Source organism: Sporolactobacillus terrae (assembly GCF_019930545.1).
GTDB lineage: Bacteria > Bacillota > Bacilli > Bacillales > Sporolactobacillaceae > Sporolactobacillus > Sporolactobacillus terrae.
The window spans coordinates 1894048-1918249 of record NZ_CP082837.1; the positions used below are offsets into that span (position 1 = coordinate 1894048).

The 24202-nt window shown below is 45.2% G+C and carries 21 protein-coding genes, 4 pseudogenes and 1 other annotated feature; of the genes and pseudogenes, 15 read left to right on the forward strand and 10 right to left on the reverse strand.

Features of this window, described 5'->3' with window-relative positions:
• Nucleotides 1-188: 188 nt before the first annotated feature.
• From K7399_RS08945 to K7399_RS08960, 4 genes and pseudogenes are all read left to right on the forward strand, one after another.
• The gene (locus K7399_RS08945; protein ID WP_028977394.1) at nt 189-1556 is read left to right on the forward strand and encodes an MATE family efflux transporter; all 1368 of its coding nucleotides are present in this window, start codon (nt 189-191) and stop codon (nt 1554-1556) included.
• Entirely contained in the window at nt 1528-1914 is a 387-nt protein-coding gene (locus K7399_RS08950; RefSeq protein ID WP_051577967.1) for an ISAs1 family transposase, read from the forward strand. The genes K7399_RS08945 and K7399_RS08950 overlap by 29 nt, the downstream gene beginning before the upstream one ends.
• A complete protein-coding gene (locus tag K7399_RS08955; RefSeq protein WP_236628087.1) occupies nt 1869-2204 on the forward strand; it encodes a hypothetical protein in 336 nt (111 codons plus the stop codon). The genes K7399_RS08950 and K7399_RS08955 overlap by 46 nt, the downstream gene beginning before the upstream one ends.
• Before the next feature lie 48 nt (nt 2205-2252).
• Nucleotides 2253-2732 (forward strand): annotated as a pseudogene (locus K7399_RS08960) (helix-turn-helix domain-containing protein); the annotation flags it as partial.
• On the opposite strand, the pseudogene K7399_RS08965 reads toward K7399_RS08960, so the two are convergent.
• Together K7399_RS08965 and istA are read right to left on the reverse strand one after the other, a co-directional pair.
• Nucleotides 2702-2919, reverse strand: a pseudogene (locus K7399_RS08965) (transposase); the annotation flags it as partial. The pseudogenes K7399_RS08960 and K7399_RS08965 overlap by 31 nt on opposite strands.
• 88 nt (nt 2920-3007) lie before the next feature.
• Nucleotides 3008-4027: pseudogene (istA, locus tag K7399_RS08970) on the reverse strand (IS21 family transposase); the annotation flags it as partial.
• 293 nt (nt 4028-4320) lie between these two features.
• Between istA and K7399_RS08975 the strand changes: the two are divergent.
• Nucleotides 4321-4610: pseudogene (locus K7399_RS08975) on the forward strand (IS5/IS1182 family transposase); the annotation flags it as partial.
• A 161-nt stretch (nt 4611-4771) separates the two neighbouring features.
• On the opposite strand, the gene K7399_RS08980 reads toward K7399_RS08975, so the two are convergent.
• Together K7399_RS08980 and K7399_RS08985 are read right to left on the reverse strand one after the other, a co-directional pair.
• Nucleotides 4772-5863 carry an IS4 family transposase gene (locus tag K7399_RS08980; RefSeq protein ID WP_028977391.1) on the reverse strand — a complete coding sequence of 364 codons (1092 nt, stop codon included), beginning with the start codon at nt 5861-5863 and terminating at the stop codon, nt 4772-4774.
• A 192-nt stretch (nt 5864-6055) separates the two neighbouring features.
• Nucleotides 6056-7366, reverse strand: a complete 1311-nt coding sequence (locus tag K7399_RS08985) for an IS1380 family transposase (protein WP_028977669.1) — start codon at nt 7364-7366, stop codon at nt 6056-6058.
• Between the two features lie 229 nt (nt 7367-7595).
• On the opposite strand from K7399_RS08985, the gene K7399_RS08990 reads away from it, so the two are divergent.
• Complete coding sequence (locus K7399_RS08990; protein ID WP_028975651.1) at nt 7596-8483, forward strand: CvfB family protein; 888 nt, start codon at nt 7596-7598, stop codon at nt 8481-8483.
• Nucleotides 8484-8495: 12 nt separating this feature from the next.
• On the opposite strand, the gene K7399_RS08995 is transcribed toward K7399_RS08990, so the two are convergent.
• The 4 genes from K7399_RS08995 to rpsN form a co-directional block, all read right to left on the reverse strand.
• Nucleotides 8496-9308, reverse strand: a complete 813-nt coding sequence (locus tag K7399_RS08995) for a metal ABC transporter permease (RefSeq protein ID WP_028975652.1) — start codon at nt 9306-9308, stop codon at nt 8496-8498.
• A gap of 51 nt (nt 9309-9359) precedes the next feature.
• A complete protein-coding gene (locus K7399_RS09000) occupies nt 9360-10130 on the reverse strand; it encodes a metal ABC transporter ATP-binding protein (RefSeq protein WP_051577721.1) in 771 nt (256 codons plus the stop codon).
• Between the two features lie 254 nt (nt 10131-10384).
• Nucleotides 10385-11287 (reverse strand): metal ABC transporter solute-binding protein, encoded by a 903-nt coding sequence (locus K7399_RS09005; protein WP_028975653.1) that lies wholly within the window; start codon nt 11285-11287, stop codon nt 10385-10387.
• Between the two features lie 124 nt (nt 11288-11411).
• Nucleotides 11412-11681, reverse strand: coding sequence for a 30S ribosomal protein S14 (rpsN, locus tag K7399_RS09010; RefSeq protein WP_028975654.1), 270 nt, complete (start codon nt 11679-11681; stop codon nt 11412-11414).
• 346 nt (nt 11682-12027) lie between these two features.
• Between rpsN and K7399_RS09015 the strand changes: the two genes are divergently transcribed.
• A complete protein-coding gene (locus tag K7399_RS09015) occupies nt 12028-12498 on the forward strand; it encodes an RpiB/LacA/LacB family sugar-phosphate isomerase (protein ID WP_028975655.1) in 471 nt (156 codons plus the stop codon).
• A gap of 43 nt (nt 12499-12541) precedes the next feature.
• Here the strand turns inward: K7399_RS09015 and K7399_RS09020 are convergent, their stop codons facing one another.
• Nucleotides 12542-12724: a hypothetical protein gene (locus tag K7399_RS09020; RefSeq protein ID WP_028975656.1), complete on the reverse strand. Its 183-nt coding sequence runs from the start codon at nt 12722-12724 to the stop codon at nt 12542-12544.
• A gap of 358 nt (nt 12725-13082) precedes the next feature.
• Here K7399_RS09020 and K7399_RS09025 point away from each other — a divergent pair, with 358 nt between their 5' ends.
• Both K7399_RS09025 and K7399_RS09030 read left to right on the forward strand, forming a co-directional pair.
• The gene (locus K7399_RS09025) at nt 13083-14078 is read left to right on the forward strand and encodes an acyltransferase family protein (RefSeq protein WP_028975657.1); all 996 of its coding nucleotides are present in this window, start codon (nt 13083-13085) and stop codon (nt 14076-14078) included.
• 223 nt (nt 14079-14301) lie between these two features.
• A complete protein-coding gene (locus tag K7399_RS09030; RefSeq protein ID WP_010027353.1) occupies nt 14302-14487 on the forward strand; it encodes a DUF4083 family protein in 186 nt (61 codons plus the stop codon).
• 159 nt (nt 14488-14646) lie between these two features.
• Here K7399_RS09030 and thrS read toward each other — a convergent pair whose 3' ends face one another.
• On the reverse strand, nt 14647-16575 hold the full coding sequence (thrS, locus tag K7399_RS09035; RefSeq protein WP_028975658.1) for a threonine--tRNA ligase: 1929 nt from the start codon (nt 16573-16575) through the stop codon (nt 14647-14649).
• A gap of 39 nt (nt 16576-16614) precedes the next feature.
• Nucleotides 16615-16831 (reverse strand) — a binding site (T-box leader).
• Nucleotides 16832-17094: 263 nt separating this feature from the next.
• Here thrS and K7399_RS09040 point away from each other — a divergent pair.
• The 6 genes from K7399_RS09040 to K7399_RS09065 all read left to right on the forward strand — a co-directional run bounded on the left by K7399_RS09040 (nt 17095) and on the right by K7399_RS09065 (nt 24158).
• On the forward strand, nt 17095-18279 hold the full coding sequence (locus K7399_RS09040) for a hypothetical protein (protein WP_028975659.1): 1185 nt from the start codon (nt 17095-17097) through the stop codon (nt 18277-18279).
• A 22-nt stretch (nt 18280-18301) separates the two neighbouring features.
• Nucleotides 18302-19489, forward strand: a complete 1188-nt coding sequence (locus K7399_RS09045) for a metal-dependent hydrolase family protein (protein WP_028975660.1) — start codon at nt 18302-18304, stop codon at nt 19487-19489.
• Nucleotides 19490-19880: 391 nt separating this feature from the next.
• Nucleotides 19881-20942, forward strand: coding sequence for a histidinol-phosphate transaminase (gene hisC / locus K7399_RS09050; RefSeq protein WP_028975661.1), 1062 nt, complete (start codon nt 19881-19883; stop codon nt 20940-20942).
• Between the two features lie 433 nt (nt 20943-21375).
• Entirely contained in the window at nt 21376-22368 is a 993-nt protein-coding gene (locus tag K7399_RS09055; RefSeq protein WP_081791692.1) for a FecCD family ABC transporter permease, read from the forward strand.
• Nucleotides 22369-22371: 3 nt separating this feature from the next.
• Nucleotides 22372-23133, forward strand: coding sequence for an ABC transporter ATP-binding protein (locus K7399_RS09060; protein WP_028975663.1), 762 nt, complete (start codon nt 22372-22374; stop codon nt 23131-23133).
• Nucleotides 23134-23147: 14 nt separating this feature from the next.
• Nucleotides 23148-24158: an ABC transporter substrate-binding protein gene (locus K7399_RS09065; RefSeq protein ID WP_028975664.1), complete on the forward strand. Its 1011-nt coding sequence runs from the start codon at nt 23148-23150 to the stop codon at nt 24156-24158.
• Nucleotides 24159-24202: the final 44 nt, after the last annotated feature.

Sequence of the window (24202 nt, forward strand, 5' to 3'; positions counted from 1 at the left end):
AAGATTATACCATTATCAGTAAAAAATCGTTTACATTTGCTGAGATATGATTTATGATACCTTGATGAACCGTGAAACAACTGAGTGTTCCCACTAAAGAGAGTGAGGTGACTACCTGTGCTGAATAGATCGAAATGGATCGGGACTTCTTGCCGCATGCATTTTTCATTTCAGTATTGGTTTGATACGTGAATAGCAGACCCGTTAATTATCAAAAACAAACCCTGTTCAAAATTACCTGGCCCATTTTTATTGAAATCGCGCTTCGCATGGCCATGGGGATCATTGCAACGCTCATGCTTGGACGATTTTCTGATGCCGCTGCTGCTGGTGTTGGGGTTGGCAATCAGCTGCTCAGCTTCTTTATTCTTGTTTTTAATGTGACCTCAATTGGTGCCACCATTCTCATTGGGCAAAATCTTGGTGCGAAACAGTTTCACCACGCAGATCAAATTGCACATTCAGTCTTTTTTATGAATTTCTGGTTTGGCATCATGATCTCAATAATTGTCGTCTTATTCGGAGAACATTTTCTTGGACTGTTTCAATTAAAGGGGACGATTTTTCAAGATGGACGCTTATTCATTCACATTTGTGGTGCTTCCCTTTTTTTGGAATCGCTTTCTCTGGCAATGAGTGCGATTTTGCGTAGCCATGGGTTTACAAAAGAAGTCATGATCATCACCGTCCTTATGGATCTGATCAGTGTCCTTGGGAATATTGTGGCAACCAACGGGCCTTTGGGGCTTCCCGTTACCGGGGTCAGCGGAGTCGCGTGGGCCATGGTCGTAGCTCGTCTCTTTGCTGTAACTATTCTTTTTCTAGTCATCTGGCGAAAACTAAACATCCGTTTCTCATATAAAGATTGCTATCATGCTCGCCGCAAAGATATTCGTGACTTGCTCTCAATAGGTATTCCTTCAGCAGGAGAAATGCTTTCGTACCAACTGTCACAATTAATTATTACAGCATTGGTGGTCAGGATTGGCTCAGATACTCTTGCCGCGCGCGTTTATATCATGAATATCACCATGATTTGCTATCTATTCTCTGTTTCCGTCGCACAAGGAACCGAACTCATGATTGCGCGCTATATAGGTGGTCGCCAATCCCAACAAGCCTACAAGAGAGGCATTAAAACCGTTCTCATTGCAGTGAGTTCATCGATTCTCGTTTCATTGATCGTTGCATGTTCTGGGACTTTTATATTAGGCTTATTTACCACAACATCTGCCATTATTTCAATAGGTATCCCTATACTTTGGATCAATCTTGTCACTGAACCTGGCAGAGCTATCAATATCGTGCTCATGGGCGCGCTAAAATCTGCCGGAGATGTCCGATTTCCCGTTGTCATTGGTGTCATTTCCATGTGGAGTATTGCTGTGGGACTGAGCTATTTATTGGGCATTCATTTTGGACTCGGTTTAATTGGGATATGGCTTGCTCAAGGTGCTGATGAATGGTTTAGAGGCCTTTTTGCCCTAAAACGCTGGCAATCCCAGCCATGGAAACATCTTCAATCATTTGTTTTGTGCAAAACAATTTCAAAATGATCACACTCGTTCCTCTAAACAGGTCGAAAAGAGTCATGGTCGTATCGATATCCGTCGTTACCGGACGACCGATGCCATTGATTTTTTGGATCAAAAAGAAGAATGGAACGATTTCAAAAGTATCGGTATGATTGAGTCTGAACGGCAGATTGGTGATCAGGTCAGCATGGAACACCAGTTTTATCTGTCTTCACTTCCCAGTGATGCCAAAACACTCGCCAAAGCCGTTCGCCAGCATTGGGGAAATGAAAACGGACTTCACCATGTGCTTGATGTGACTGCTGCACGATTCATCATGAACTCCCTGATTTACTGCTTCCTTATAAGCGTTATGAAGTCAGTTGTTTTGAACGGGTAGTTTCACAATCTGATCAAGTAGATGTTGCTGTGGATAATTCGACTCTGTTTCGTTGGAACCGTTGGTTCCTTGATTTTATTGAGTATTGGTTGGCTTGTCTTCGTTCCATTGACCTTCGCTTTCAATTGGATATAGACCCAGAGAATTCGCCGTCCAAGGATTCTCTGACCGTACTCGAACGTGTTGGACGGATCTTTGGCGATGGACCAGGTTGGCTGTCGCAAATGACCAAACCGATTGTCAATGTGAATTTGTGGCTACAGACCCGTTCCGCATTTTTGTCCGACTGACCCGTGATTAAACTTCATGATGAAGGCCTAAAAAGGAGAGGAAAAATCATGAAGAAATCTGGGAAATGGGATGAAGTCGCCGCGAATCGCTTTCAATTGATTGCACCCCTGCTGTCGGAGGACTTAGACGCAGCTAAAGTAGCGGAAATGAAGAAACAAATTTGTGAAAAAAGTGGATTGTCCGATCGAACGATCCGGCGTTATTTAGCCAGTTATCGATCCAACGGGTTTGAAGGATTGAAGCCTAATAAAAAGGCTGTAAATCAGGAAAAGAACCTAAACGGAGATCTATTGGAACAGGCTATTCTTTTAAGAAGAGAAGCGCCTCATCGCAGTGTCCGTCAAATCATTCAAATTCTCGAATGGGAAGGAAAAGCGAAACCGGGTGAGATCAAGCGTTCCACGCTTCAGGAAAGGTTAACCGCTCGAGGCTATAGTTCAAGGCAAATGCGTCTCTATCAGTCAACGGCCGGCGCTGTCAGACGTTTTCAAAAAAGTCATCGAAATAAATTATGGCAGTCGGATATTTCACTGTTTTTAGCTTCTATTTTATAACGTTCTTTTGCTTTTTCTTTAAAGTAGTCGGTTTTCTGAAATTCTATTTGTTTCGAATGTCATCAGATTTAATACTGATCGAATAGGTCTTGCTCTTTGATCCTTTTTTATAGCACCCCTCTCGAAAAGGGCAATGGTGACATTTATTGATGTCAAAATGCTAGCGTTGCAGGAATTAAATGTGATGATTCATAATACTAGGAATGTTCGAAATTAAGAAGGTCAGCGCATAAAAAAATCCTTTATTATGGCACGGAATAACGATTGGATTTATATTTGATGACATTGTCTGGACAGACAGTTCTTGTTATACTGGAACTATAGTCGCTCTCAATGGAGAGCAGCGGAGAGACTGGTTTCAAGTGTTGCTTTTCGAGGGCGTGCACTTCAGCCGGTCTCTTTTTTGTTGTATTGTGTACATTATAATTCCCTGTCCGTTCTAACCAAGCGATGCCTTTTTCATTCCATGTATCGATGTTCGTAAAGACCCTGTTCTTGGCAAAATTATACTTAACATACTTGACAACATTTTCTATTTTCCCTTTACTTTGGGGGTCTGCTTTTCGACATAGATGTAAACGAAATTTACGTTGTTCTTTATAAGCCTGAAATTCACCGGTCAGAATAACGTCACCCGCATTTTCACTGACCGTGATTAAGTGATCTTGGTCATAAACCAATTCCTCCGGCATGCCCCCGAAATAAGCAAAGGCATTTTCATGGCATCGAATCGTATCTTTTGTGGTGAAAGGTCTTCCCAGCCATTCCACATATTTATATCGAGAATGAGACAGAACGAATGTGATAAAGTAGAGCTTCACCTCCTTGTTCAGTACGTTTTTAAGCGTTATTTCTCCCCAGTCCACCTGAACCTGATATCCCATTGGAAGTTCATCAACCGCTTCATGACTACGAGCATGTATCTCTTTTGAGATATGGTAGATTTCCCTCAGATCTTTGACGAATAATCGAATGGTGCTCCCTCCAATGGTTAGGCCCGGATGTTTTTCCTTCAACCAATCCTCAATTTGGGCGGAAGAAAGGTCGGGATGTTCTTTTAACCAACTTATCATTTGATCCCGATAGGGATCGAGCTTCTTCCTCCTTTGACTAAGAGAATTCGCCCAATCACTGGCTTCCTCAAAAGACATTTTCAAAAACTTATAAACAGTATTTCTTGAAATACCCAGTTTTTTGGCGATTTTCGCCACTTTGAATCCTTGTTCACTCAATTGATGAACCTGTACATACAAGAGTAATTTTTCCACCTTTCGAATCCTCCAGACAAATCATGTTGAAAAACGATTATAACTTATCTGGATTACTATTTAGCGAAAAGTGTTCATTTCTATTTAGCAGAATCTGTTGATTTTAGTTTAGCAGTTACACCATTTTTGTCAGCATTAACTACCTACCGTAGAAAAACGTAAGTTTTTCAGTGGCCTCGGGCTTCTCTGCGCTTTTTTTGCTTTTTCAAGAACAAAAGTTCCCGTTCACTCGAAATTTCCATTATTATGAAGCGAATTTACCAGAAAATCCAAAAAATCTATTGGTTCAGTAAATGTTAATTAACAAAAGTGTTCAAGCAGGAATTGATGTCAAAACAATCATAGGTGATGCCGCCTACTCCGAAAAAAGCAATATTAGCTATACTCAAGCAAACGAGATGGAATTGGTCTCAAAATTGAACCCCATGGTGACCCAAGGAAACCGAAAAAAAGAAGATGAATTTCAATTTAATAAAGATGCCGGTATGTACGTGTGCAAGGCTGGATATATGGCCATTCGGAAAGCGAGACAAGGGAAAAAAGTGTGGGAAATAATCAAGTAGACACTTATTATTTTGACATTACTAGCGTTGCATAAACATATTGATTTCCTTTTACCAAAATATTCAGATGATTGATTTCTCTAGTGTGATTAAAAAAGCCAGTGAGTCCCTAAAAGGTGCTCCATTCCATTTTTACAATATTATCCATTTAATCCGGAGTGACAGGTTTTTGTGGTCTCTTTTAAGTCTTCACGTTCTCTTTCCTTGTCCGGAACTGAAGACGATGGAGCCATTTTTTCGCAGGGTACCAAAGCATCCCTTTGAGCCACCGACTGATCTGCAGCAGGGAAGCACTCGTCTCGAGTTCCTGATGGACCAGAAGAAATAAGCAGTAGTGAATCAGTGACAAAATGATTTGATTGTGAACGGCGGTTTCACTCTGACCATAGAAGGTTTTCAGACGGACATGTTGCTTGAGCCATTTGAAAAAGAGTTCAATCGCCCAACGTTCCCGGTAGATCGTCCCGAGTTCCTCTGCTGGAAGATCAAAACGATTGGTGATGATCCGGATGGTTCGTCCCTGATCATCCTGAGACACGATCAGACGAAAGAAGTTTTCCGCCTGATGAAGCGCATCACCCAGCAGAATCATCTGGTCTGACTGAATCGCCCCACCTTCTGGAACCGCGTAGCTGCGAATGGTCTGCGTGACCGCGTTCTTCTTCAGACGAGAGGTAAAGAACATGCCATTGTCCGAAAAACGGTCGAAAGCCTTATAGTCGATGTAGCCGCGATCAAAGACATACATGGCCTCCTCATCGACCAAGGCATCCAGTTCCTCACGATCATGAATCTGGGCTGACGTAAGGATCGCTTTTTCCGGAAAGACCTGTCCCTTGCCCAGGAACACGAGGCGAAGGTGCAGCTTAACTCCTGCCTTTGTTTTGCGGAAATGTGCCCATGGGAATTGGTTCGGGTTCATGGTGATCGTCGTGGAATCAACGATTTTCAGCAACCTTTTCGAATCCGGCACAGGTTTTCCTTTCATCTTGGCAACGAGTTCTAAGAAGAGCATCATCAAGAGTTGGGGATCCACCGTGTTATTTTTTCTTGAGAGCTGAGCGGCGCTGATTGAAGAAAGCCCTGTGGCCCGTTGAAGATGTTGATTCAGGACACAGTCCGACAAAGCGCGCAGGCAGTCTTCTTTATGAAGCTGAGCATAGAGAAAGAGCAGGATATAAGCCTTGGTGGTCAGCTTTTTCACGTATTTATCTGCCTGAGTCTGATTCAGTTTCTGTTCTAGGTGTCTAAAATTAATTGGATCCTGAATTATTCACCGCTTGCCGTTTTTTCGGGATTTTGCTCACCAGGATGCAGCCAACCTGATTTCACTTGATTTTTTGAATGGAAAAATGACCTTGAAGATCAATTTCTGAACATTCACGTAAAAGAAGGCCATTTTGAGACAGACTTCCCCCGTTGATCTGATGAACCCGTTTTGAATTTTGAGCTGAGTGTTTTTTTGTTACTCGATGTGAAGTTGTTGAATCCGGTTGAGCACGTTCCAGAAGAATGCCTGATAGACAAAACTGGAAGACAGCTTGAAATAAAGGGATCGTCCTGACCGGACGAGCTTACTGGCCACTTTGACGATCCGCGTTCGGATGGTTTCGATTCGCATGGCCTTCTGTCTTTTTGGGAATGCCATCGTCCGCATCCAGTTCGTTAAATTGTAGGCGAGCAGACTGAGCATCAATCGGACTTCGTTAATTTCGAATTTGTGACTAGACAGTTGATCCAGACTGAATCCGGATTTGGCTTCCTTGATGTAGTTTTCCATCGTCCCTCGTTTCTGATAAGTCTGAAAGACCTGTTTCGGGGAGAAGCATTCAACCAGATTGGTCACGATAAAGGTATGCGTAAAGAAAAGTTCATTGGCCGGGCGAATGGATTGAACGGCAACCCGTCTTGGCTTACCCCAGGACTTCGCCTGATAATCAAATTCTTCATAGTAACACTGAGTTTTACCGGTTGGTGAATCATTCGGGTGAAGTTCTTCGGCCATCCGTTGAAGCACGGCGTTGGTCTTCAGCCGAATCACGTAGTAGACGGATTCTGTTTCGCACGCCTCGTAGAGGTCCGGTGTGGCAAAACCGCTGTCAGCGCGAACGAGCGGCGTGGTTTCTGGAAAGTGCTCGTTGTAGTGTTCGAGAATCGGCCGGACAAAGTCCACAACGCCATGCGATGTATAGCGATTTCCAGGACGCAGTTTCGCTTTCAAAAAATCACCCGTTGCCCCATCAAACGCCACCAAGGGATGGAAGCCGATCGTACCGTAATGCGCGTTATAGTCCGAGGATTCTTGCTTTCCATACGTATCAACATGGGTGGAATCCAAGTCAAGGATCAGTGCTGGATTCTTGCGATAGCGGTGAACTTTGTCGAGTAATTTTTGGTTGGCCATGCCAAGCTGATCCAGAGCATTAGGATCAAAGCGATCATAAAAACGGGAGAGTGTCGGCTGTGACGCAAGTGTTGGTGATTCAACAACCTGAGTGAACACGGGATCGTGAATCAATGAATCCGCTGCATCATCTTCAGAATAACCAGCCAGCAGCTGATAGATCTTCTGGCGCAAAAGTTGCTCATTGGAATAATCCGGACTTTTGCGCGAATCGTTCAGCACCAGATGGTGAGTCAGCGTTTTTGAGAAACCGAGTTTTTCATCAAATTCTTTAAAAATCAGATGACCGCTGTCGGAAGAAAGTTCGCCACCGGTAAAATTGATTTTGATCTTCCTGTTGAATTGACACGACTTTTCCTCTACACTGAGCATATGAGGAACCTCCTTGTATGTTTTTGGTTTAGTCACCTATTATCATACAAAGGAATGGTTCCTTTTTCATTAACTTTTTTCACCTAATCGGTGAAAAAACGAAAAGGGTTATCTCCTTGTGGGGAAAGCGTTTTGGCCAGTTAGCAAATTAGGCTATGAATAATTCAGGAAGACACATGCTATAATGGAACTAATCGTAATCAGGAAATGCAAGAAAGAAGGAAACAATGTGTCTGAACTAACCGCCGGAACAATTACAACGCTCGAGGTTTCACATAAAGCACCGTTCGGCTATTTTCTAACCGACGGCAACCAGGAAGTGCTGCTTCACGAACATGATGTAACCGAACCATTGAACGAAAAAGATAAGCTGACCGTATTTCTCTATCATGATCACCAGCAGCGGATTGCCGCTACGATGACCATCCCAACGGTTCGATTTGATGCCTTCGACTGGGCAACTGCCGTCTCCCAGCATAAGAAATACGGGGTGTTCCTCGACATTGGAACGAGCAAGGATCTCCTGCTCTCAAAAGATGACCTTCCTTATGAATCCATCTACTGGCCGCAGCCCGGCGAACGCGTCTTCTGCAGCCTGAAACTGGACAAAAAGAAGCGCCTGTTCGCTCGTCTGGCCGATGAACAGATCATGCAAACGCAATCGGTTCCTGCTCCCGAAACAATGCAGAACAAAACGATCCAAGCGACGGTCTACCGGCAGCTTGAGGATGGAATCCATGTCATCAGCGAAGAGGGCTATCTCGGCTTCGTTCATAACAACGAACAGAGCGGCACACTGCGAATCGGCCAAGTCATTACCTGCCGCGTCATTGCCGTCAAAGAAAACGGCAGCTTAAATTTATCGATGAAGCCGCGCACTTACGAGCGAATCGACGACAATGCGGCAAAGATCATTGCCTATATGAACAGCCGTGATGGAGCCATGCCTTATTGGGATAAAAGTCTGCCTGAAGACATCAAAAAGCGATTCGGCATCAGCAAAGGCGACTTCAAAAAAGCGCTCGGCCAATTGATGAAAGAAAATCTCCTGTATCAAAAAGAAGGCTGGAGCTATCTGACGAAAGATCAAAAAGCGGATCAAGAGCACCACTCTTGACCCGCTTTTCATTTATGGTGCGAGCACGCGGCGCCGCTCCCTGACTCGATGAAAGAACATGCCGAAAAAGTAACTGATCGCATTGAAGAAAACAATGAAAAAACTGATTGGTGCATTTGTATAATAGCCGGCAATAAGTCCGAACCAAACACTGAGTACCGCAATGAGCGTTGAAATCAGAATCATGCCGAAAATAGATTGCGTATAGAAGCGTGCGGCGGCGGCAGGGACCGTCATTAACGCAAAGACGAGCAAAGCGCCGACAATCTGAACGGTCACACTTGTCGCCGCTGCCATCAGCAGGAGAAAACCGATCGAGATGAGCCGGATTGGTAATCCCGCAGATTGTGCGCCGACCTGATCAAACGAGTCAAACTTAAGCCAGCGGTAGCCAACTGCAAGTACAACAAGGACAAGAACAGTAATTAAAACAATCTGCCAGATATCCTGCATATCGATGCCGACAACACTGCCAAACAAAAGTGTGCGCGAGTAATTGCCTTGTATATTCCCGAGCGACAGGAATAAAATGCCCAGTCCAAGTGCCAGACTTAGGATAACACTGATCGATGCGTCACGCCGATACATGCGAACGCCGAGCTGACCGACACCAACTGCCCCCGCAATCGTAAACAGGAGCAAGCCAAGCAGCGGATCGATCCCTGCATAAGCGGAGAAAGCGGCACCGGCAAAGCCAATGTGCGACAGGGTATGCGCAATAAAAGAAAGCGACCGCGCAATGATAAACACACCAATCACACCACACATCATCGCTATCAGCGTGCCGGCGATAAACGCGTGCTGCATAAAATCATACTGAAACATTCAATTTCCCCCATTTTTCCAGTGCATTAAGGCAGCTCGCAGATGTTTGACTCACTGCGGAAAACCGGCGAGCGGCAGCTCGGACTCCGTCGGCACATGATGCATGGTGCCGTTCTCCGAAGATGATCCATGAAAAACCGTTGTCATCAATTTTCGGTCATGCAGAATATCTTCCGGATGACCCGTTTTGTACCCTTGCCGTGACAGAAGCAGAACATGATCTGCATAAGTGCCGACCATTTGCAGATCATGACAGATAAAGAGGGCGGTGACACCCCATTCTTTAGCCGCGTTTTTGACCAGTTCCATCATTTGAATTTGCGCCTCAGGATCGAGATTTGCTGTTGATTCATCAAGCAGCAGCAAATCCGGTTTCCGAACAAGTGCCTGAGCCAGAAAAACACGTTGCCGCTCTCCGCCGGACAAGGTTCCAATCGGCTTATTTGCCAATCGCTTCGTATCGGTAAACTGCATGATTTCATTCAGCGCTTTTTTTTCTTTCCGCGAGAGCCAAGGCAAGAAGCCGCTGATTTGACCTAATGAAACAAAATCGCTTGCACTGATCGGTGTTTCATCGTCAATCACCCGCGACTGCGGCACATAACCGACAATGACTTTTCTATGATCACCAAGAATTGAGACATCACCCTGTTGTGGATGAATCAATCCCAGTATTGATTTTAACAACGTTGACTTTCCTGCTCCATTCGGACCGATTATGGCAAATAACTCTCCTGGTGCTACCTTAAACGAAAGATCATTCAAGATTTGTTCCCCATTAAAACGGACTTGGAGTTGATGAATTTGAAGCTGGCGCAGCATAAGAAGCCCTCCGATCAACACCATTCGTGCTGCTGATTCATGGTTATTCAATAAGTTTATCAATAAATAGAGCAGTCCTACCCAGTATGCTTTCGACCTATAGATACTGGATAAATAGTAATGATTTCGATTTACTTTGTCAAGTGATCTTAAGCGCTGAAGGCAGAGACCTCTCTATCAATGATAGAAAAAGAGAATCAGAGAAGAACCATGTGCTACTTTTGCTCCGATTCAAACGGCCACTGTGGTTAGTGTCAGTTTTGCGCCGCTTCAATTTGGCTAAGTTGATCCAGCATCCATGTTTTATAGTTCTTTCCTTTCGGAAGTGTTTCGGTCACCTTAACCACCGGCACATGATGCTGATCAGCGAGTATCATCATTTTGCTCACTGTTGGACTGATTTCTTGGATGTTGCTGACAAAGAATGCAATCCGTTGCTCTTTGATATCCTGTTGCATTGCGGCGATATCTTTCGGTGAAGGATCGCTTTCTTGCTCCACCGCCGTTTCGAAATGATTGTTGGCGATCGTATAACCGAGTGCCTGCACCATGTAATCGAAAACCGGTTCGGATACATCAACCTTCTTATGATCGGCATGTTTGCTCAATGCGGCAACTTTCTCTTGAATTGGCCTTAATTCTTCAATGTACTTTTTCGCATTATTCTTGTACTCCACTGCATGCTTCTCATCAATTTTAGAAAGCTGCTCTGCAATAGCGTTGGTCAGTTTCGGCATTGTCTCGGGATTGTACCAAAGGTGCTCATTGTCGCCGTCTTTCTTACCCATCACGTCTTCAGCAACACGAATCGTCGTCTGCGCTTTAGATTGCTTCACGAGATTGTTCATCCAGCCGTCATAACCAATGCCGTTGAAAACGACTAGTTTTGCATCACTAACCGCCCTTGCCGTAGCGGCTGTCGGTTCAAAGTCATGCGGATCCATACTTGGTTTGTTAATGACCGACGTTACCGATACGCGCTTTCCGCCAACTGCTTGAACCGCTTCCCCATAGAAATCTTCAGCAGCAACGACCATAATTTTATTTGAAGCCCCTTCTTGTGAGGAGGGACCTCCGCACCCGGCAAGAAGGCCGAGGAGCAAACTAAAAATACTTATAAGCAAAAAAATAGGCCGTCTTTTGTATTGTCTCATCATCTATCGCTTCTCCTAATGAATCCTATGTATAACAAAACGTAATTATTACGATTTAAATGCACTATTAAATTTATCAAATTCTCTTTCTCATTGTCAAGTACTTCTGACCCATCATCCGAAGAAGTTACCAGCTAGCTTTTTTCACGCCGGGAATTTGGCCTTTATGGGCGTAATCACGAAAGGCAATCCGCGACATATTGAACTTGCGCATATAACCATGCGGTCGTCCCGTAAGCGGACAGCGATGATGCAAACGCGTCGGTGATGCATCACGCGGCAATTGGGAAAGGGCCGCATAATCTTTCTTCTCTTTTAATTCACGTCTGAGTTCTGCATACGCTGCGACCATTGCTTCACGTTTATGTTCTTTAACGACTTTTGATTTCTTTGCCATACAAAACTCCTTTCTTAATTTATAAATCGTAACAATTACGTTTTGCATATTTATTAAACCACCATTTCTTATCTTTTGCAAGGATGAACAAAGAAGTTCTCGCCTATCCATCCGCTGGATCCGCGTCTTTGGGACGCTTGACGTGCCAAAACATTCCGGTGCGCCGGTGTCGGTGATGACGCACGCCAAATAAGTCTACGATAGCGGCATTCTTTTAGATTAATGAATGAACGGTGAAGCAGCGCAAGCATCGTTTTTTTTAAGTCGATGCGTTTTCTTCGTCGATCCTATATTATAATAAACAAGGACGAACCTTGAGAATCTGTATCTTGTGGAGGTATTCATCGTGAAAATTGCAATGGCAAGCGACCATGCCGGTTACGCATTAAAAGGCGAAATCAAAGCATGGCTTGAAAATGAAGGACATGAAGTGATCGATTTCGGAACAGACAGCAGCGAATCCTGCGACTTGTCCGACTATGTCTATCCCGCCTCACTCGCAGTCGCAAAGGGTGAAGCAGAACGCGGCATTTTTGTCGATGGGGTTGGCTACGGCAGCGCGCTGATCGCCAACCGAATCTATGGTCTGAACGCAGCAGTGTGCCAAGACCCTTTTTGTGCCAAGCTGGCTCGCCAGCACACTGACAGCAACGTTCTGTGCATTGGCGGTAAGATTATCGGATCTGGAATCGCCTTGGAAATCGTCAATGTCTGGATGCATACCGATGTACTCAACGGTATCGACAAGTACACCAATCGCATAAAAAAAGTACAAGCCATCTCGGAAAAACATCTGAAAAAACTTTCCGAAATCTAAAAAGTCTTCTCAAAAAGCAGCCCCGACAAATGGGGCTGCTTTTTCACACTGGTAAGAAAGTATAGAAAATAAAAGATTTAAGGAAACGAGTGTAAGTGGTTCGGTAGAACGCCGCGGCCTGCGGCTCACCGAACACTAGGCCGTCCATGGCCGTCGCGGGCGGCGACTTTGCCTTCGCCAGAGGCTTGGCAAAGCCAAGTTTTCTAATTTGACCGATGCCAGCCATCCACCATTTTCTCCGCCAAAAAAGTAATATTCTTGTAAAAAAATACGTATTGAAACCGTTTTTCAAATGTGCTATAACATATCTTGCTTCTCGATTCTCTTCGATCCGGTGACGACTGGAGCAAAGGCAAGCGAATCGGGATGTCTTTTTTGTGCGCAAAATTTTTGTGCGCATTTTTTTAAGTCAAAATTAATCTGATTTTGCAAAAATAAACGGATCAACGTCGATTCGATTGGCATTCCCATTACAGTATTACATGCTTTTTTCAATCGGATCATCAATCGATGACAACACTGAATTTACTGCGAGAGGAAACGAAACAGATAGGATAACCACTGGAAAGGGAGAGAAGAAAAAGATGACGAAAGTCAGAGACAGTTATTTTGATAACGCCAAGTTCTTCTTAATCTTGCTTGTTGTATTTGGTCACAGTCTCACCAACCTGAAAAGTGACATTCCTGTGATTAACTCATTGTACACATTCATTTTTATTTTCCATATGCCTGCGTTTATTCTTATATCCGGTTATTTTTCGAAGCATTTTCGTAAACCCGGTTATGTGAAAAATGTTGTGAAGAAAACATTAATTCCCTATTTTATTTTTCAAGTTGCTTACTCGTATTTTTACTATATGACCGGTTATGAAAAAGTCTTTAAAATTGATTTAGTATCCCCGCATTGGACGCTTTGGTTCCTTGTCAGCATCCTGTTCTGGAAATTAATGATTATTCCTTTTTCTAGATTGGGAAAACTGGGGTTGCCTATCGCGATCATGCTCGGTATTGCCGCGGGATTCTTTGATACGTTTGAAACGGATTTCAGCGCATCGCGGACGCTCGCGTTTTTCCCGTTTTTCTATCTCGGTTACCTCGTAAAGAAAGAGCAGTTTATGCAGCTGCTGACACGAACTTCGGCGCGCGTCGCCAGCATTTTCGTATTCATCGGTGTCTTCCTGGCCTGCCACTATGTGTTCCCGGATGATCTGCAGGATTGGGTGCTTCATGATTCGTCCTACCATACCTTTGGGCTTTCAAATCTGGAAGGCGGGATCACACGTCTCTTTGTTTACGGCATCAGCTTCTTAACCATCTTCGCCTTCATGGCGCTGATCCCAAAGAAACGGTTTTCGTTCACAGCCCTTGGCAAAAACACTCTGTATGTCTACCTGCTGCACGGCTTTTTCATTAAAACAATGGTGCTGTTTCCACTCTACAAGAATATTGAGCATTTGTATCAATATTCGTTCTTGTTTACCGCGTCCTTGGCGCTCTGCTATCTGCTCGCCAGCCGCCCTGTACGCCTTTTCACAGAGCCGTTCATTGAAATTAGAATGCCGCGTCTGCAGCAGCGTTAGCATCTGGATCTGTAAGAAATGCTCCGGTACACGAGAAAAGCGGATAGTTCATGACGTTGTGCCGCATTGCATGCTACCGGTGCATGCAGCAACACGAGATGTACGCGCAATTCGGACGACTTCTTACTGAGACAAAAGCCTTCACATGGAGGCTTTTTTGTTTTGCTTCAAATCGCGCAATGCTATACTAGGCTATTAGAATACCACACACGGAGGGATGAATATGCTCTCATTTAGTTTGGGTACGGTTATTTTTCAACTGATTATCACACTTATCCTCGTTGCACTGTCCATCTTCATTGTTGCCTTTCTGGTTAAATATTTGGTCATCAGCCTGCCAAAACGCAGGAACAAAGAAATTCTCGACAAACTTGATGAGATCAGTAAAAAGTTAGACCAACGCAAATAACAGCTAAACCCCTAATGGAATCAGGCAATGCGTATGCTGCGTTTTAAAAGGTTAATGAACGCCCTTATACTATAATCCGTGGAATTTTTATACTTTCTATAGTGCAAAAAAGAAGCAGATGGGTTTATCCCCGTCTGCTTCTTTGGTTCTTATAACGGTTTATGCTTGCGGTACTTTTGTGACTCTGTTCTTAATTTCTGCAAGAATGTTTGCCTTAAATTCATCATAGGCAACGGTATTGGTTTCCTGTTGTCCATATTTGCGGACGTTGACGGCATTCTGTGCAATTTCTTGATCACCAATAACCAGTGCATAAGGAATCTTGTGCGTTTGAACATCGCGAATCTTATAACCCAGCTTCTCGCCGCGCAGATCAGCATGAGCTCGGATACCGACCTTTTTCAGATCCGTAACAAGTTTCTTCACGTGATCGATGTGCACATCGGCAACCGGGATCACTTCAACCTGTGTCGGTGCCAACCAAGTTGGGAAAGCGCCGGCAAAGTGTTCGATCAGAATCGCAAAGAAGCGATCAAGCGACCCATAAACGGCGCGATGAATCACGACCGGGCGTACCTTTTCATTGTTTTCGTCAACGTACGTAAGGTCGAATTTTTCCGGCATTTGATAGTCAAGCTGAATCGTCGCACATTGATGTTCACGTCCGATGGCATCCTTAATATGGAAGTCGATTTTCGGGCCGTAGAATGCGCCGTCGCCTGCATTAATCATATACGGCTGATTGATTGCTTCAAGCACACGCTTCAACCCTGCTTCTGCCTGTTGCCACATTTCCAAGCTGCCCATGTGGTCTTCCGGCATGGTTGACAGTTCAACCGTGTATTCAAAGCCAAAGGTTTGATAGATCTTGCTGATCAATTGGAAGATGTTTTTAATTTCGCTTTCAATTTGATCCGGACGAACAAAGATATGCGCGTCATCTTGGCAGAACGTGCGCACGCGAAGCATTCCGTTCAGTGCCCCGCTTAATTCATGACGATGAACTTGCCCGAATTCGGCAATCCGAATCGGCAGGTCGCGGTACGAATGCAGATCATCCTTGTAAATCAGCATATGTCCCGGGCAGTTCATCGGTTTCAGCGCATAATTGACATCATCGACTTTGGTGAAGTACATGTTTTCATGGTAGTGATCCCAGTGCCCTGAGTTTTCCCAGAGGCGCTGATTCATCATTAACGGCGTGCGGACTTCATCATAGTCCACTTGACGCTGCAGTTCACGTGAGAAGTTTTCCAGTTCCGTGCGGATAATCTGACCATTCGGCAGATAGAACGGCATGCCTGGCGCTTCTTCAGAGAACATGAACAGTTCAAGTTGTTTGCCGAGTTTGCGGTGATCTCGTTTTGCCGCTTCTTCAAGAAAATGCAAGTGCGCGTCGAGATCCTTCTGTTTCAGGAAAGCAACTCCGTAAATCCGCTGCAGCATTTCATTATCGCTGTCACCGCGCCAGTAAGCACCGGAAACGTTCATCAATTTGAATGCTTTAATCTTACCGGTTGACGGAAGATGTGGTCCGCGGCACAGGTCGACATAGTCGCCTTGCGAATAGATCGTAATCGTGGCGTCTTCCGGCAGATCACGGATCAATTCAAGTTTCAGATGATCATCAAGCTTTTTGAAAAGATCAATCGCTTCGGAGCGGCTGACTTCCTTGCGAACGATCGGCAAATTTTCGCTAACGATCTTCTTCATTTCCTTTTCAATCTTCGGGAAGTCCTCTTTGGAGAGCGAGTGCTCCATTTCAACATCGTAATAGAAGCCATTCTTAATTACCGGACCAATGCCCAATTTAACATCCGGATAAATCCGCCTTAAGGCTTGAGCAAGAAGGTGTGCGCAGCTGTGGCGCATGATTTCCAGACCGTCTTCGGAATCCTGTACAACAATTTCAATTGAAGCATCTGCGTCAATCGGCCGCGTTAAATCGTAGAGCGCTCCGTTGACTTTACCGGCAACCGCCTTTTTTTTCAAGCTGTTACTGATTGATTCTGCAACTTGTTCTGCAGTGACGCCCTTTGGAAATTCCCGTACATTGCCGTCCGGGAACGTTAATGATACAGATGACATGACTTTCACTCCTTTGAAAAATAAAAAACACCCGCCTCAATAAGAGACGAGTGTTTCTGCTCGTGGTTCCACCCTTGCTTCCGCAATCAAAAAGACTGCGGCACTTAATCCAATAACGGCGCTGCCGTCAGCGGCTACTCGCATTCACCGCTGAAACTCCGAGGTGGTGGGCGATGGCTCGCGGTCAGGAAGTTCGCAGCATCCTTCCCTCTCTGTGCACCGAAACAATCACTCGTGTCCTCTTCATTGCTTTTTTCTTTTATTTCGTGTTGCCCTTATTGTATGCGTTTCGTTTGCAAAGTGCAAGTCCACCTTTGTTTGCCTCAGGATGTGAAGCCTGAAGGCTAGGTTCAATGCGTTGCGCGCGTTCATCACAACATTTATGATTTTGCGAACAAAAAAAATACAATAAAAAATTATTATTTTACGAATCTTTTATTGATTTTATTGGTAGCTGGTGATAGTATTTACTCACACTTCACCACATTAAGTTATTAAATGTCATTGGGAGGCGCCATCATGTCTTTTCTGCTCTGTTTTTTGGCAGTCATGGTTTTTATGCTGATTGGTGAATGGGTGTCCACCGCATCAAAAGCCTATATTCCATCTGTTTTTGTGTCTGCCGTATTATTCATTATCGGGTTCTGGACGTTCATTCCAAAGGATGTTGTTGTTCAGGCTTCCTATAGTTCGCAATTCGTTCAAATCTGTATCGCCCTTTTGCTGGTTCACTTGGGCACGCTGATGAATCTGAAACAGCTGATTGCCCAATGGAAAGCGGTCGCCATCGCGCTGCTCGGTGTTTGCGGTACCATTCTGATCACACTGACGGTCGGTTCAATGATCTTTGACTGGCATACCGTTATCGCTGCGGTTCCGCCGCTGACGGGCGGACTCGTCGCCGCTCTATTGATGACGGACGGGCTTAAAGCTGCCGGGATTACGGCCTTAGTTGCACTGCCGGTATCCATGTTCATTACACACAGCCTGATCGGTTATCCGGTTACTTCGGCAATGCTGAAAAAGGAAAGTCAGCGTTTGCTGAAAAAATTCCGGGGTGGCAGCGTGAAACTGGATCCGAATCGGCAACGGATGATGCAGGGAGCAAGCGATGCCCCGGCAAAACGCATTTTCGGACTGCCGGATGACTATCAAACCTCTGCATTTATTTTGGTTCGTGTGGCAGTTGTTGCGGTTATCAGCCTTTACGTTGCCCAACTGATGCACGGCGTCATCAATTCCTTTGTTATCTGTCTGATTTTCGGCGTCATCGCACATCAATTCGGTTTTCTTGAAGACAATGCACTAAACCGTGCCGGTGTCTTCAGCTGGTTGATTTATGGTTTGCTTGCCTATGTGTTCTCGCAGCTGAATCTAACAACGCCGGCGATGCTCGGTCAGATTATTATTCAGATTGTGGTATTAATTCTCCTTGGTATACTAGGAATGTATCTTGCATCTCTAATTCTTGCAAAACCATTTGGGATGAGCCGGCCAATGGCGTTTGCCTGCTCGCTGACTGCGCTGTTCGGATTTCCTGCCGACTACATATTGACCACAGAAGTGTGCAAGAACAACGCCAAGACGGCTGATGAAGAAGAATACCTGCTTGAAAATATCCTTCCGAAAATGCTCGTTGGCGGTTTCGCAACAGTCTCAATCGCTTCAGTCATTATTGCTTCAATCTTCCTTAAACTCATCTAATCGCTAAAGGAGAGAATCATTTATGACAAAAACATTGTACCAGAACTTTTCACTATTTGACGGAACAACCGATCATTTCGAGACCGACGCGTACTTTGTTGTTGACGACGAAAGCGGAAAGATTATCGAAACAGGGACCGGTTCGCCTGCCTCTGCCGATCAAACCGTTGATCTGCAAAACAAATTCGTCATGCCGGGATTGATCAATGCACATACACATATCACTTCTGATGTCTCGGGCAAGCTTGACGCGCTCGGCTCACCGAATCTGAACCCGATTGTAGCAACCAAAATTGCACTTGATAACTTAAACCGTTTATTGAAACACGGCGTTACCTATATTCGTGATGTCGGTGCCGACTTCGATGTCGATATTCAACTATCCAAACTGGAAAAGGGCGGACACATTGTTTCGCCAGGCATTTGTGCTTCAGGACGGCCGCTCGCAATGACTGGCGGACACTTCTGCACGATTAGCTACGAAGTTGACAGCCCGGATGAAGCACGCAAGGCCGCTCGCAAAGCACTGAAAAACGGGGCCGACAACATTAAGCTGATGGCTACCGGTGGTGTTTCTTTCGGCGGTGAATCACCGAATGACGTGCAACTGACCGAGGAAGAACTGCGTGCCGCAGTTACCGAAGCTCATCATAAAGGCAGAACGGCAAATGCCCATGCTCAAGGTACCGAGGGCATTAAGAATGCGCTCCGTGCCGGCGTTGATTCGGTTGAACACGCGTTTTATCTCGATGATGAAGCCATTCAAATGTTCCTTGACCAAGGTACATTCATTGTTCCAACGCTCATCGCGGTTTACGGCATTTCCGACCGCGGCGAAGGACAAGTTCCGGACTTCATGCTTGATGTTGCCCGCGAAGTGAAAAGGGCACATATGGAAAGCATCAGCAAAGCGGCACATGCTGGCGTTAAACTAGCAATGGGCACCGATGCCGGAACACCGAACAACGATTTTAAAAATGATTCGGCGTTCGAGCTGGAACTCATGGTCGAAGCAGGGTGCACGCCGCTGCAGGCGCTGCAGGCAGCAACCATTAATGGTGCTCAGCTGCTCAAGATCGATGAAGAATACGGCACACTTGAAAGCGGAAAATTTGCCGATTTCATCGTCCTTGAGAACAATCCGCTCGAAAGCATCAAAACCGTTCAAGGCAAGAAACAGGTCTTCAAAAAAGGGCATGAAGTCCTCTGATTAAGACTAAATCCAATGAAGCGAGCCGGAGTCATTCAGACGCATGAAGTGCCTGAAGCTCCGGCTTTTTTTGTACCTAAGCGCTCTGGTGCCAGCAAGCACCGCAGATTCTTGCCTGTCTGAGGAGGCTCGCGGTGCGCCCGCGGCAAGCGAGTAACCGAAGCGACGATTCAACCTTTGAATTTTGTTTCTACTTTCGCGCAATTTCATTTATGGAGTGAAACCATTCGTCGCCAATTCAACCGAATCCTATACTCATATGAAATTATTTCTTTTTGCTTTTATTCAATAATACTGCATAATAGTAAAGAGAACGGTCGTCCGCAGAAAACTGCTCCGTTTGAATGCTTAATAGACGTGGACGAAATTGTTGATTACTGTGAGGTGCGCCATGAGTAGCTATTGGAACCAATTTGCTCAGAAACTCGATCCTTATGTGCCGGGTGAGCAGCCTAAGGATAAAAAGTATGTCAAACTGAACACAAATGAAAATCCGTATCCGCCTTCGCCAAAGGTTCTGACTGCGATCAAGGAGGCGGTGAATGATCAGCTTCGCCTCTACCCGGATCCAAACTGTGATCTGCTGCGCCAAAAAATTGCGGATCATTTTGAACTCGATGCAGATCAGGTCTTTGTCGGCAACGGTTCTGATGAAGTCCTTGCCTTCAGCTTCATGACCTTTTTTGAAGCAGAAAAGCCGGTTGCCTTCGCTGATATTACATACAGCTTTTACAAAGTGTACGCCAATCTGTGTTCACTGAACCCGAAAATCATCCCGCTGAACGCAGACTTCACGGTACCGACGGATGCGTTCTGCACCGCGAACGGCGGTGTGGTCCTCCCAAATCCAAACGCGCCAACCGGACGTGGTCTCTCGATCGAAGCTGTAAAACAAATCCTGGATGCAAATCAGGAACAGGTGGTCATCATCGATGAAGCGTACATCGATTTCGGCGGGACTTCGGTTGTTCCACTCATTAACGACTACCCAAACCTGCTCGTCGTTCGAACCCTGTCCAAATATTCATCGCTGGCCGGTATTCGCGTCGGATTCGCATTAGGGCAAAGCGATTTAATGAATGGACTCAATACAGTCAAAAACTCATTTAATTCCTATACGATCGATCGTCTTGCGCTCGCCGCTGCTTGTGCCGCGATCGAAGACGATGCCTATTACCGTGATCAGGCACAAAAAATCATCGCAACCCGTGAAAAAACGGCCAAACGTTTGGAAGCTCTCGGTTTCTCTGTTATACCTTCTCAGTCCAACTTTATCTTTGCCAGTCATTCTGAGGTGAATGCAGACATCATTTTCCACGCATTACGCGATAAAGGTGTACTGGTTCGCTATTTCAATCAACCACGCATTGACAACTTCATGCGTATCACAATGGGTACCGATGAAGAAATGGACAAACTGGTTAAAGCACTAAACGAGATTCTGGACAAATAACTGCTGAACGAATCGATCAGGCGAACAAAGCGCCTGCGCGTTTAAGCTATGGTCTCATTGATCGAACAACTTTTCGGGGCATTTCATAGTCAAAAGTAAGTTTTGGCTGTGAGATGCCCTTTTTTAGCATCCCTCCACGTGATCCTAAACTTCCTCAGAATCCCCATCCGTCTTCCCTTCTACCTATTCGAGCCGGTCAATCATTGCTGCCGTTACGCTTCATAAAAATTCGGATTACTTTGTATTTAATATTGTCTCATGATCGATCTTCGCTTATACTAATAGTCGATGACAATGATAATCATTTTCATTTAAAACGGTAACAATTCTTATTGGAGGTGTTTTTTTGGTTACACGCGCGGCTCATCGAAGCGGGAGCGCTTATCTCTATTATCCACTGATTCTCCTTCTTCTTTTCCTGATAGCGGCATCAATGGTCTTCTCCGTTTCAATTGGCCAAGTACATATCCCGCTCAGGCAATCGATGAACATCATGCTTCATATTTTGTCCGCTGACCATATCGGTTCTCTGGACAGCGTAACAAACGATTCGTATTTCAACATCATCTATCAAATCAGAATGCCGCGTGTGCTTTTCGCCCTGCTGATCGGCATGGGTCTGTCCCTTTGCGGTGCCGTGATGCAAGCGATTGTACAGAATCCGCTTGCGGATCCCTATATTATCGGCATCTCTTCAGGAGCTTCGCTTGGCGCAACCGTTGCTATTTTAATCGGCTTTGGAGCAGCCGCGTTTCTTTCTAATTTTGGTATTGCCTTCGGAGCATTTATCGGCGCAGTTTTAACTTCTGCTGCCGTACTCTTGCTCTCAAGCATCGGCGGCAGGGCTACATCGGTGAAGCTTATCCTCTCTGGCGTCGTGGTCGGCGCGTTTTACAGCTCGATGTCCAATCTCGTTATTTATTTTGCCAACAATGCCGAGGGTGTTCAAAAAGTCGCCTTCTGGTCAATGGGAAGCCTTGCTCCGTCAAGCTGGGACAAAGTCCCCATTCTCGCCAGCGTTGTCCTTGCCGGATGCGCTCTGTTTCTCTTTCAGCACCGCATTCTCAATACAATGCTGCTTGGCGACGAATCAGCGGTTACATTGGGCATTAATTTAAGCCTCTATCGCAAAATTTATATGGTTCTCGCTGCATTGATCACTGGAACCATGGTCGCTTATTCCGGCACAATCGGCTTTGTCGGCTTGATTGTACCGCATATCTGCCGCGGACTTTTCGGTGCAGACCATAAACGGTTGCTGCCGGCGACACTGCTCTTAGGCGGTCTTTTTCTCATCTGGGCAGATATTTTATCGCGCATTCTGATACCAAATGTTGATCTACCGATCGGCATCATTACCTCTGTGATCGGCTCACCGCTCTTTATCTATATGATTGTGAAAAAAGGCTACAATTTTGGAGGCTGAGCAATGGAACTCGCAGCAAAAGAATTGACAGTACGACGAGGGAAAAAAGAAATCATCAAACATGCATCGGTATTTGTCAAAAACAAACAATTTGTTGGTCTCATCGGCCCCAACGGCTGCGGCAAATCAACGCTGCTAAAAAGCATTTACAAAAGTCTCACCCCCGAGAGCGGCACCGTCTATTTGGACAACCTCGACGTTCTGAAAAGCTCGGAGAAACAGGTGTCACAGAAACTCGGTGTTGTTGGACAGTTTAATGAAATGAGCTTTGATTTGACCGTTGAACAAATGGTCCTGCTTGGCCGTACCCCGCATAAAAAGCTGCTGGAGCCGGATCAGCCAAATGATTTTCATCGTGTTGACGAAGCGCTGCGGCGCACGCGATTAACGGATTACCGGAAACGCAGCTATCTGTCGCTTTCCGGCGGCGAGAAACAACGGGTCATTCTTGCGCGTACAATTGCACAACAGCCGCAATTAATGATTCTCGACGAACCGACCAATCATTTGGATATTCGTTATCAGTTTGAGATTCTCTCCTGTGTCAAGCAGCTGGGCATCAGCGTCCTCGCCGCGCTCCACGATCTAGAACTGGCAGTTATGTATTGCGACTATGTCTATGCCGTTAAAGATGGCGACGTCTATGCCCATGGAAAGCCTGAAGAAGTGCTTACTCCCAAAATCATTGAAGCGCTTTATCAAATAAAATGTCAGACCTTTATAAACCCGGTCACTCATCGACTGGGATTTGCTTACGGACTATAAGGAGGATCATCATCATGAAAAAGAAGTCATTCATCGCCTGCGGTTTGGCAGCGCTCTTGCTGCTGGCCGGCTGCAGCAGCGCAACCAGTACATCGGACAAAAACAGCAAGAGCAGTAAATCCAACTACCCGCTGACTATCCATAATTATACGAAAGCTGAAGGCGGAAGCGAGTGGAAGAAAAAAGATCAGGTCATTAAAAAACAACCGAAACGCGTTATGGCAACAACCCGAACCGTTGCCGAGCTGCTGCTGCATCTTGGGCTAAAAGAGCAAATCGTCGGCGTTGGCGGCAACTTCGGGGCTCCGGATCAAACGGTTGCCAAAGACTATGACGCATTAAAGAAATTAAGCAGCTCCTATGTGGGCAAAGAAGCGGCAATCGGAACCAACCCGGACATCATTGTCAGTCGCGGCGGTTTGTTTGACAATGCCGACTGGGGTGTTGGAACCGTTGATTCACTGAATAATATGGGTATCAACACCTATGTCCTCAAGTCATCGATCAAAGGCGGTACTTATGATTCAATCTACGAAGATATCGACAATCTTGGAAAGCTCTTTAATGTACAGGATCGAGCAAAAGCATTTTCCGACCAATTGAAAGCGAAACAGAAAAAAATCACATCAGACTTAACAAAAATAAAAAAACCGCAAACCTTTGCCTATTTGCATATGTCGGATCCAAAAGAAGTTTACGTCTATTCTGCCTATGGTGAGACGTTCTTCAACAATGCATTCAAGATGGTCAAACTCGATAACGTCTTCCAAAATCAAAACGGCAACGTCAGTGTTGAAACCCTAGTAAAAACCAATCCCGATGTGCTGATCGTTCTCGATTGGGAAGGCGACGGCAAGACGATGAAAAAAGCCCTCTATTCTAATCCGAAACTATCAAGTATGAAAGCGATCAAGAACAAAAAGATCTACACCATGGACTATAACTACATGTTCAGTTACAGCTATAACACCCTTGACGGTCTCGAAAATTTGACCAAAGAAATGTACCCGGACCTGTATAAATAAAAAAGTTCACCTATAATAGTCATGAAAATTTGCAAAAAAATATA

Excerpts from the sequence above, each read along its gene's own strand:
- K7399_RS08985 (WP_028977669.1), bottom strand. The coding sequence starts at position 7,366 with ATGCTCAGTGTAGAGGAAAAGTCGTGTCAATTCAACAGGAAGATCAAA.
- K7399_RS08995 (WP_028975652.1), bottom strand. The coding sequence starts at position 9,308 with ATGTTTCAGTATGATTTTATGCAGCACGCGTTTATCGCCGGCACGCTG.
- K7399_RS09000 (WP_051577721.1), bottom strand. The coding sequence starts at position 10,130 with ATGCTGCGCCAGCTTCAAATTCATCAACTCCAAGTCCGTTTTAATGGG.
- K7399_RS09005 (WP_028975653.1), bottom strand. The coding sequence starts at position 11,287 with ATGATGAGACAATACAAAAGACGGCCTATTTTTTTGCTTATAAGTATT.
- rpsN (WP_028975654.1), bottom strand. The coding sequence starts at position 11,681 with ATGGCAAAGAAATCAAAAGTCGTTAAAGAACATAAACGTGAAGCAATG.
- K7399_RS09020 (WP_028975656.1), bottom strand. The coding sequence starts at position 12,724 with ATGGCTGGCATCGGTCAAATTAGAAAACTTGGCTTTGCCAAGCCTCTG.
- K7399_RS09025 (WP_028975657.1), top strand. The coding sequence starts at position 13,083 with ATGACGAAAGTCAGAGACAGTTATTTTGATAACGCCAAGTTCTTCTTA.
- K7399_RS09030 (WP_010027353.1), top strand. The coding sequence starts at position 14,302 with ATGCTCTCATTTAGTTTGGGTACGGTTATTTTTCAACTGATTATCACA.
- thrS (WP_028975658.1), bottom strand. The coding sequence starts at position 16,575 with ATGTCATCTGTATCATTAACGTTCCCGGACGGCAATGTACGGGAATTT.
- K7399_RS09040 (WP_028975659.1), top strand. The coding sequence starts at position 17,095 with ATGTCTTTTCTGCTCTGTTTTTTGGCAGTCATGGTTTTTATGCTGATT.
- K7399_RS09045 (WP_028975660.1), top strand. The coding sequence starts at position 18,302 with ATGACAAAAACATTGTACCAGAACTTTTCACTATTTGACGGAACAACC.
- hisC (WP_028975661.1), top strand. The coding sequence starts at position 19,881 with ATGAGTAGCTATTGGAACCAATTTGCTCAGAAACTCGATCCTTATGTG.
- K7399_RS09055 (WP_081791692.1), top strand. The coding sequence starts at position 21,376 with ATGGTCTTCTCCGTTTCAATTGGCCAAGTACATATCCCGCTCAGGCAA.
- K7399_RS09060 (WP_028975663.1), top strand. The coding sequence starts at position 22,372 with ATGGAACTCGCAGCAAAAGAATTGACAGTACGACGAGGGAAAAAAGAA.
- K7399_RS09065 (WP_028975664.1), top strand. The coding sequence starts at position 23,148 with ATGAAAAAGAAGTCATTCATCGCCTGCGGTTTGGCAGCGCTCTTGCTG.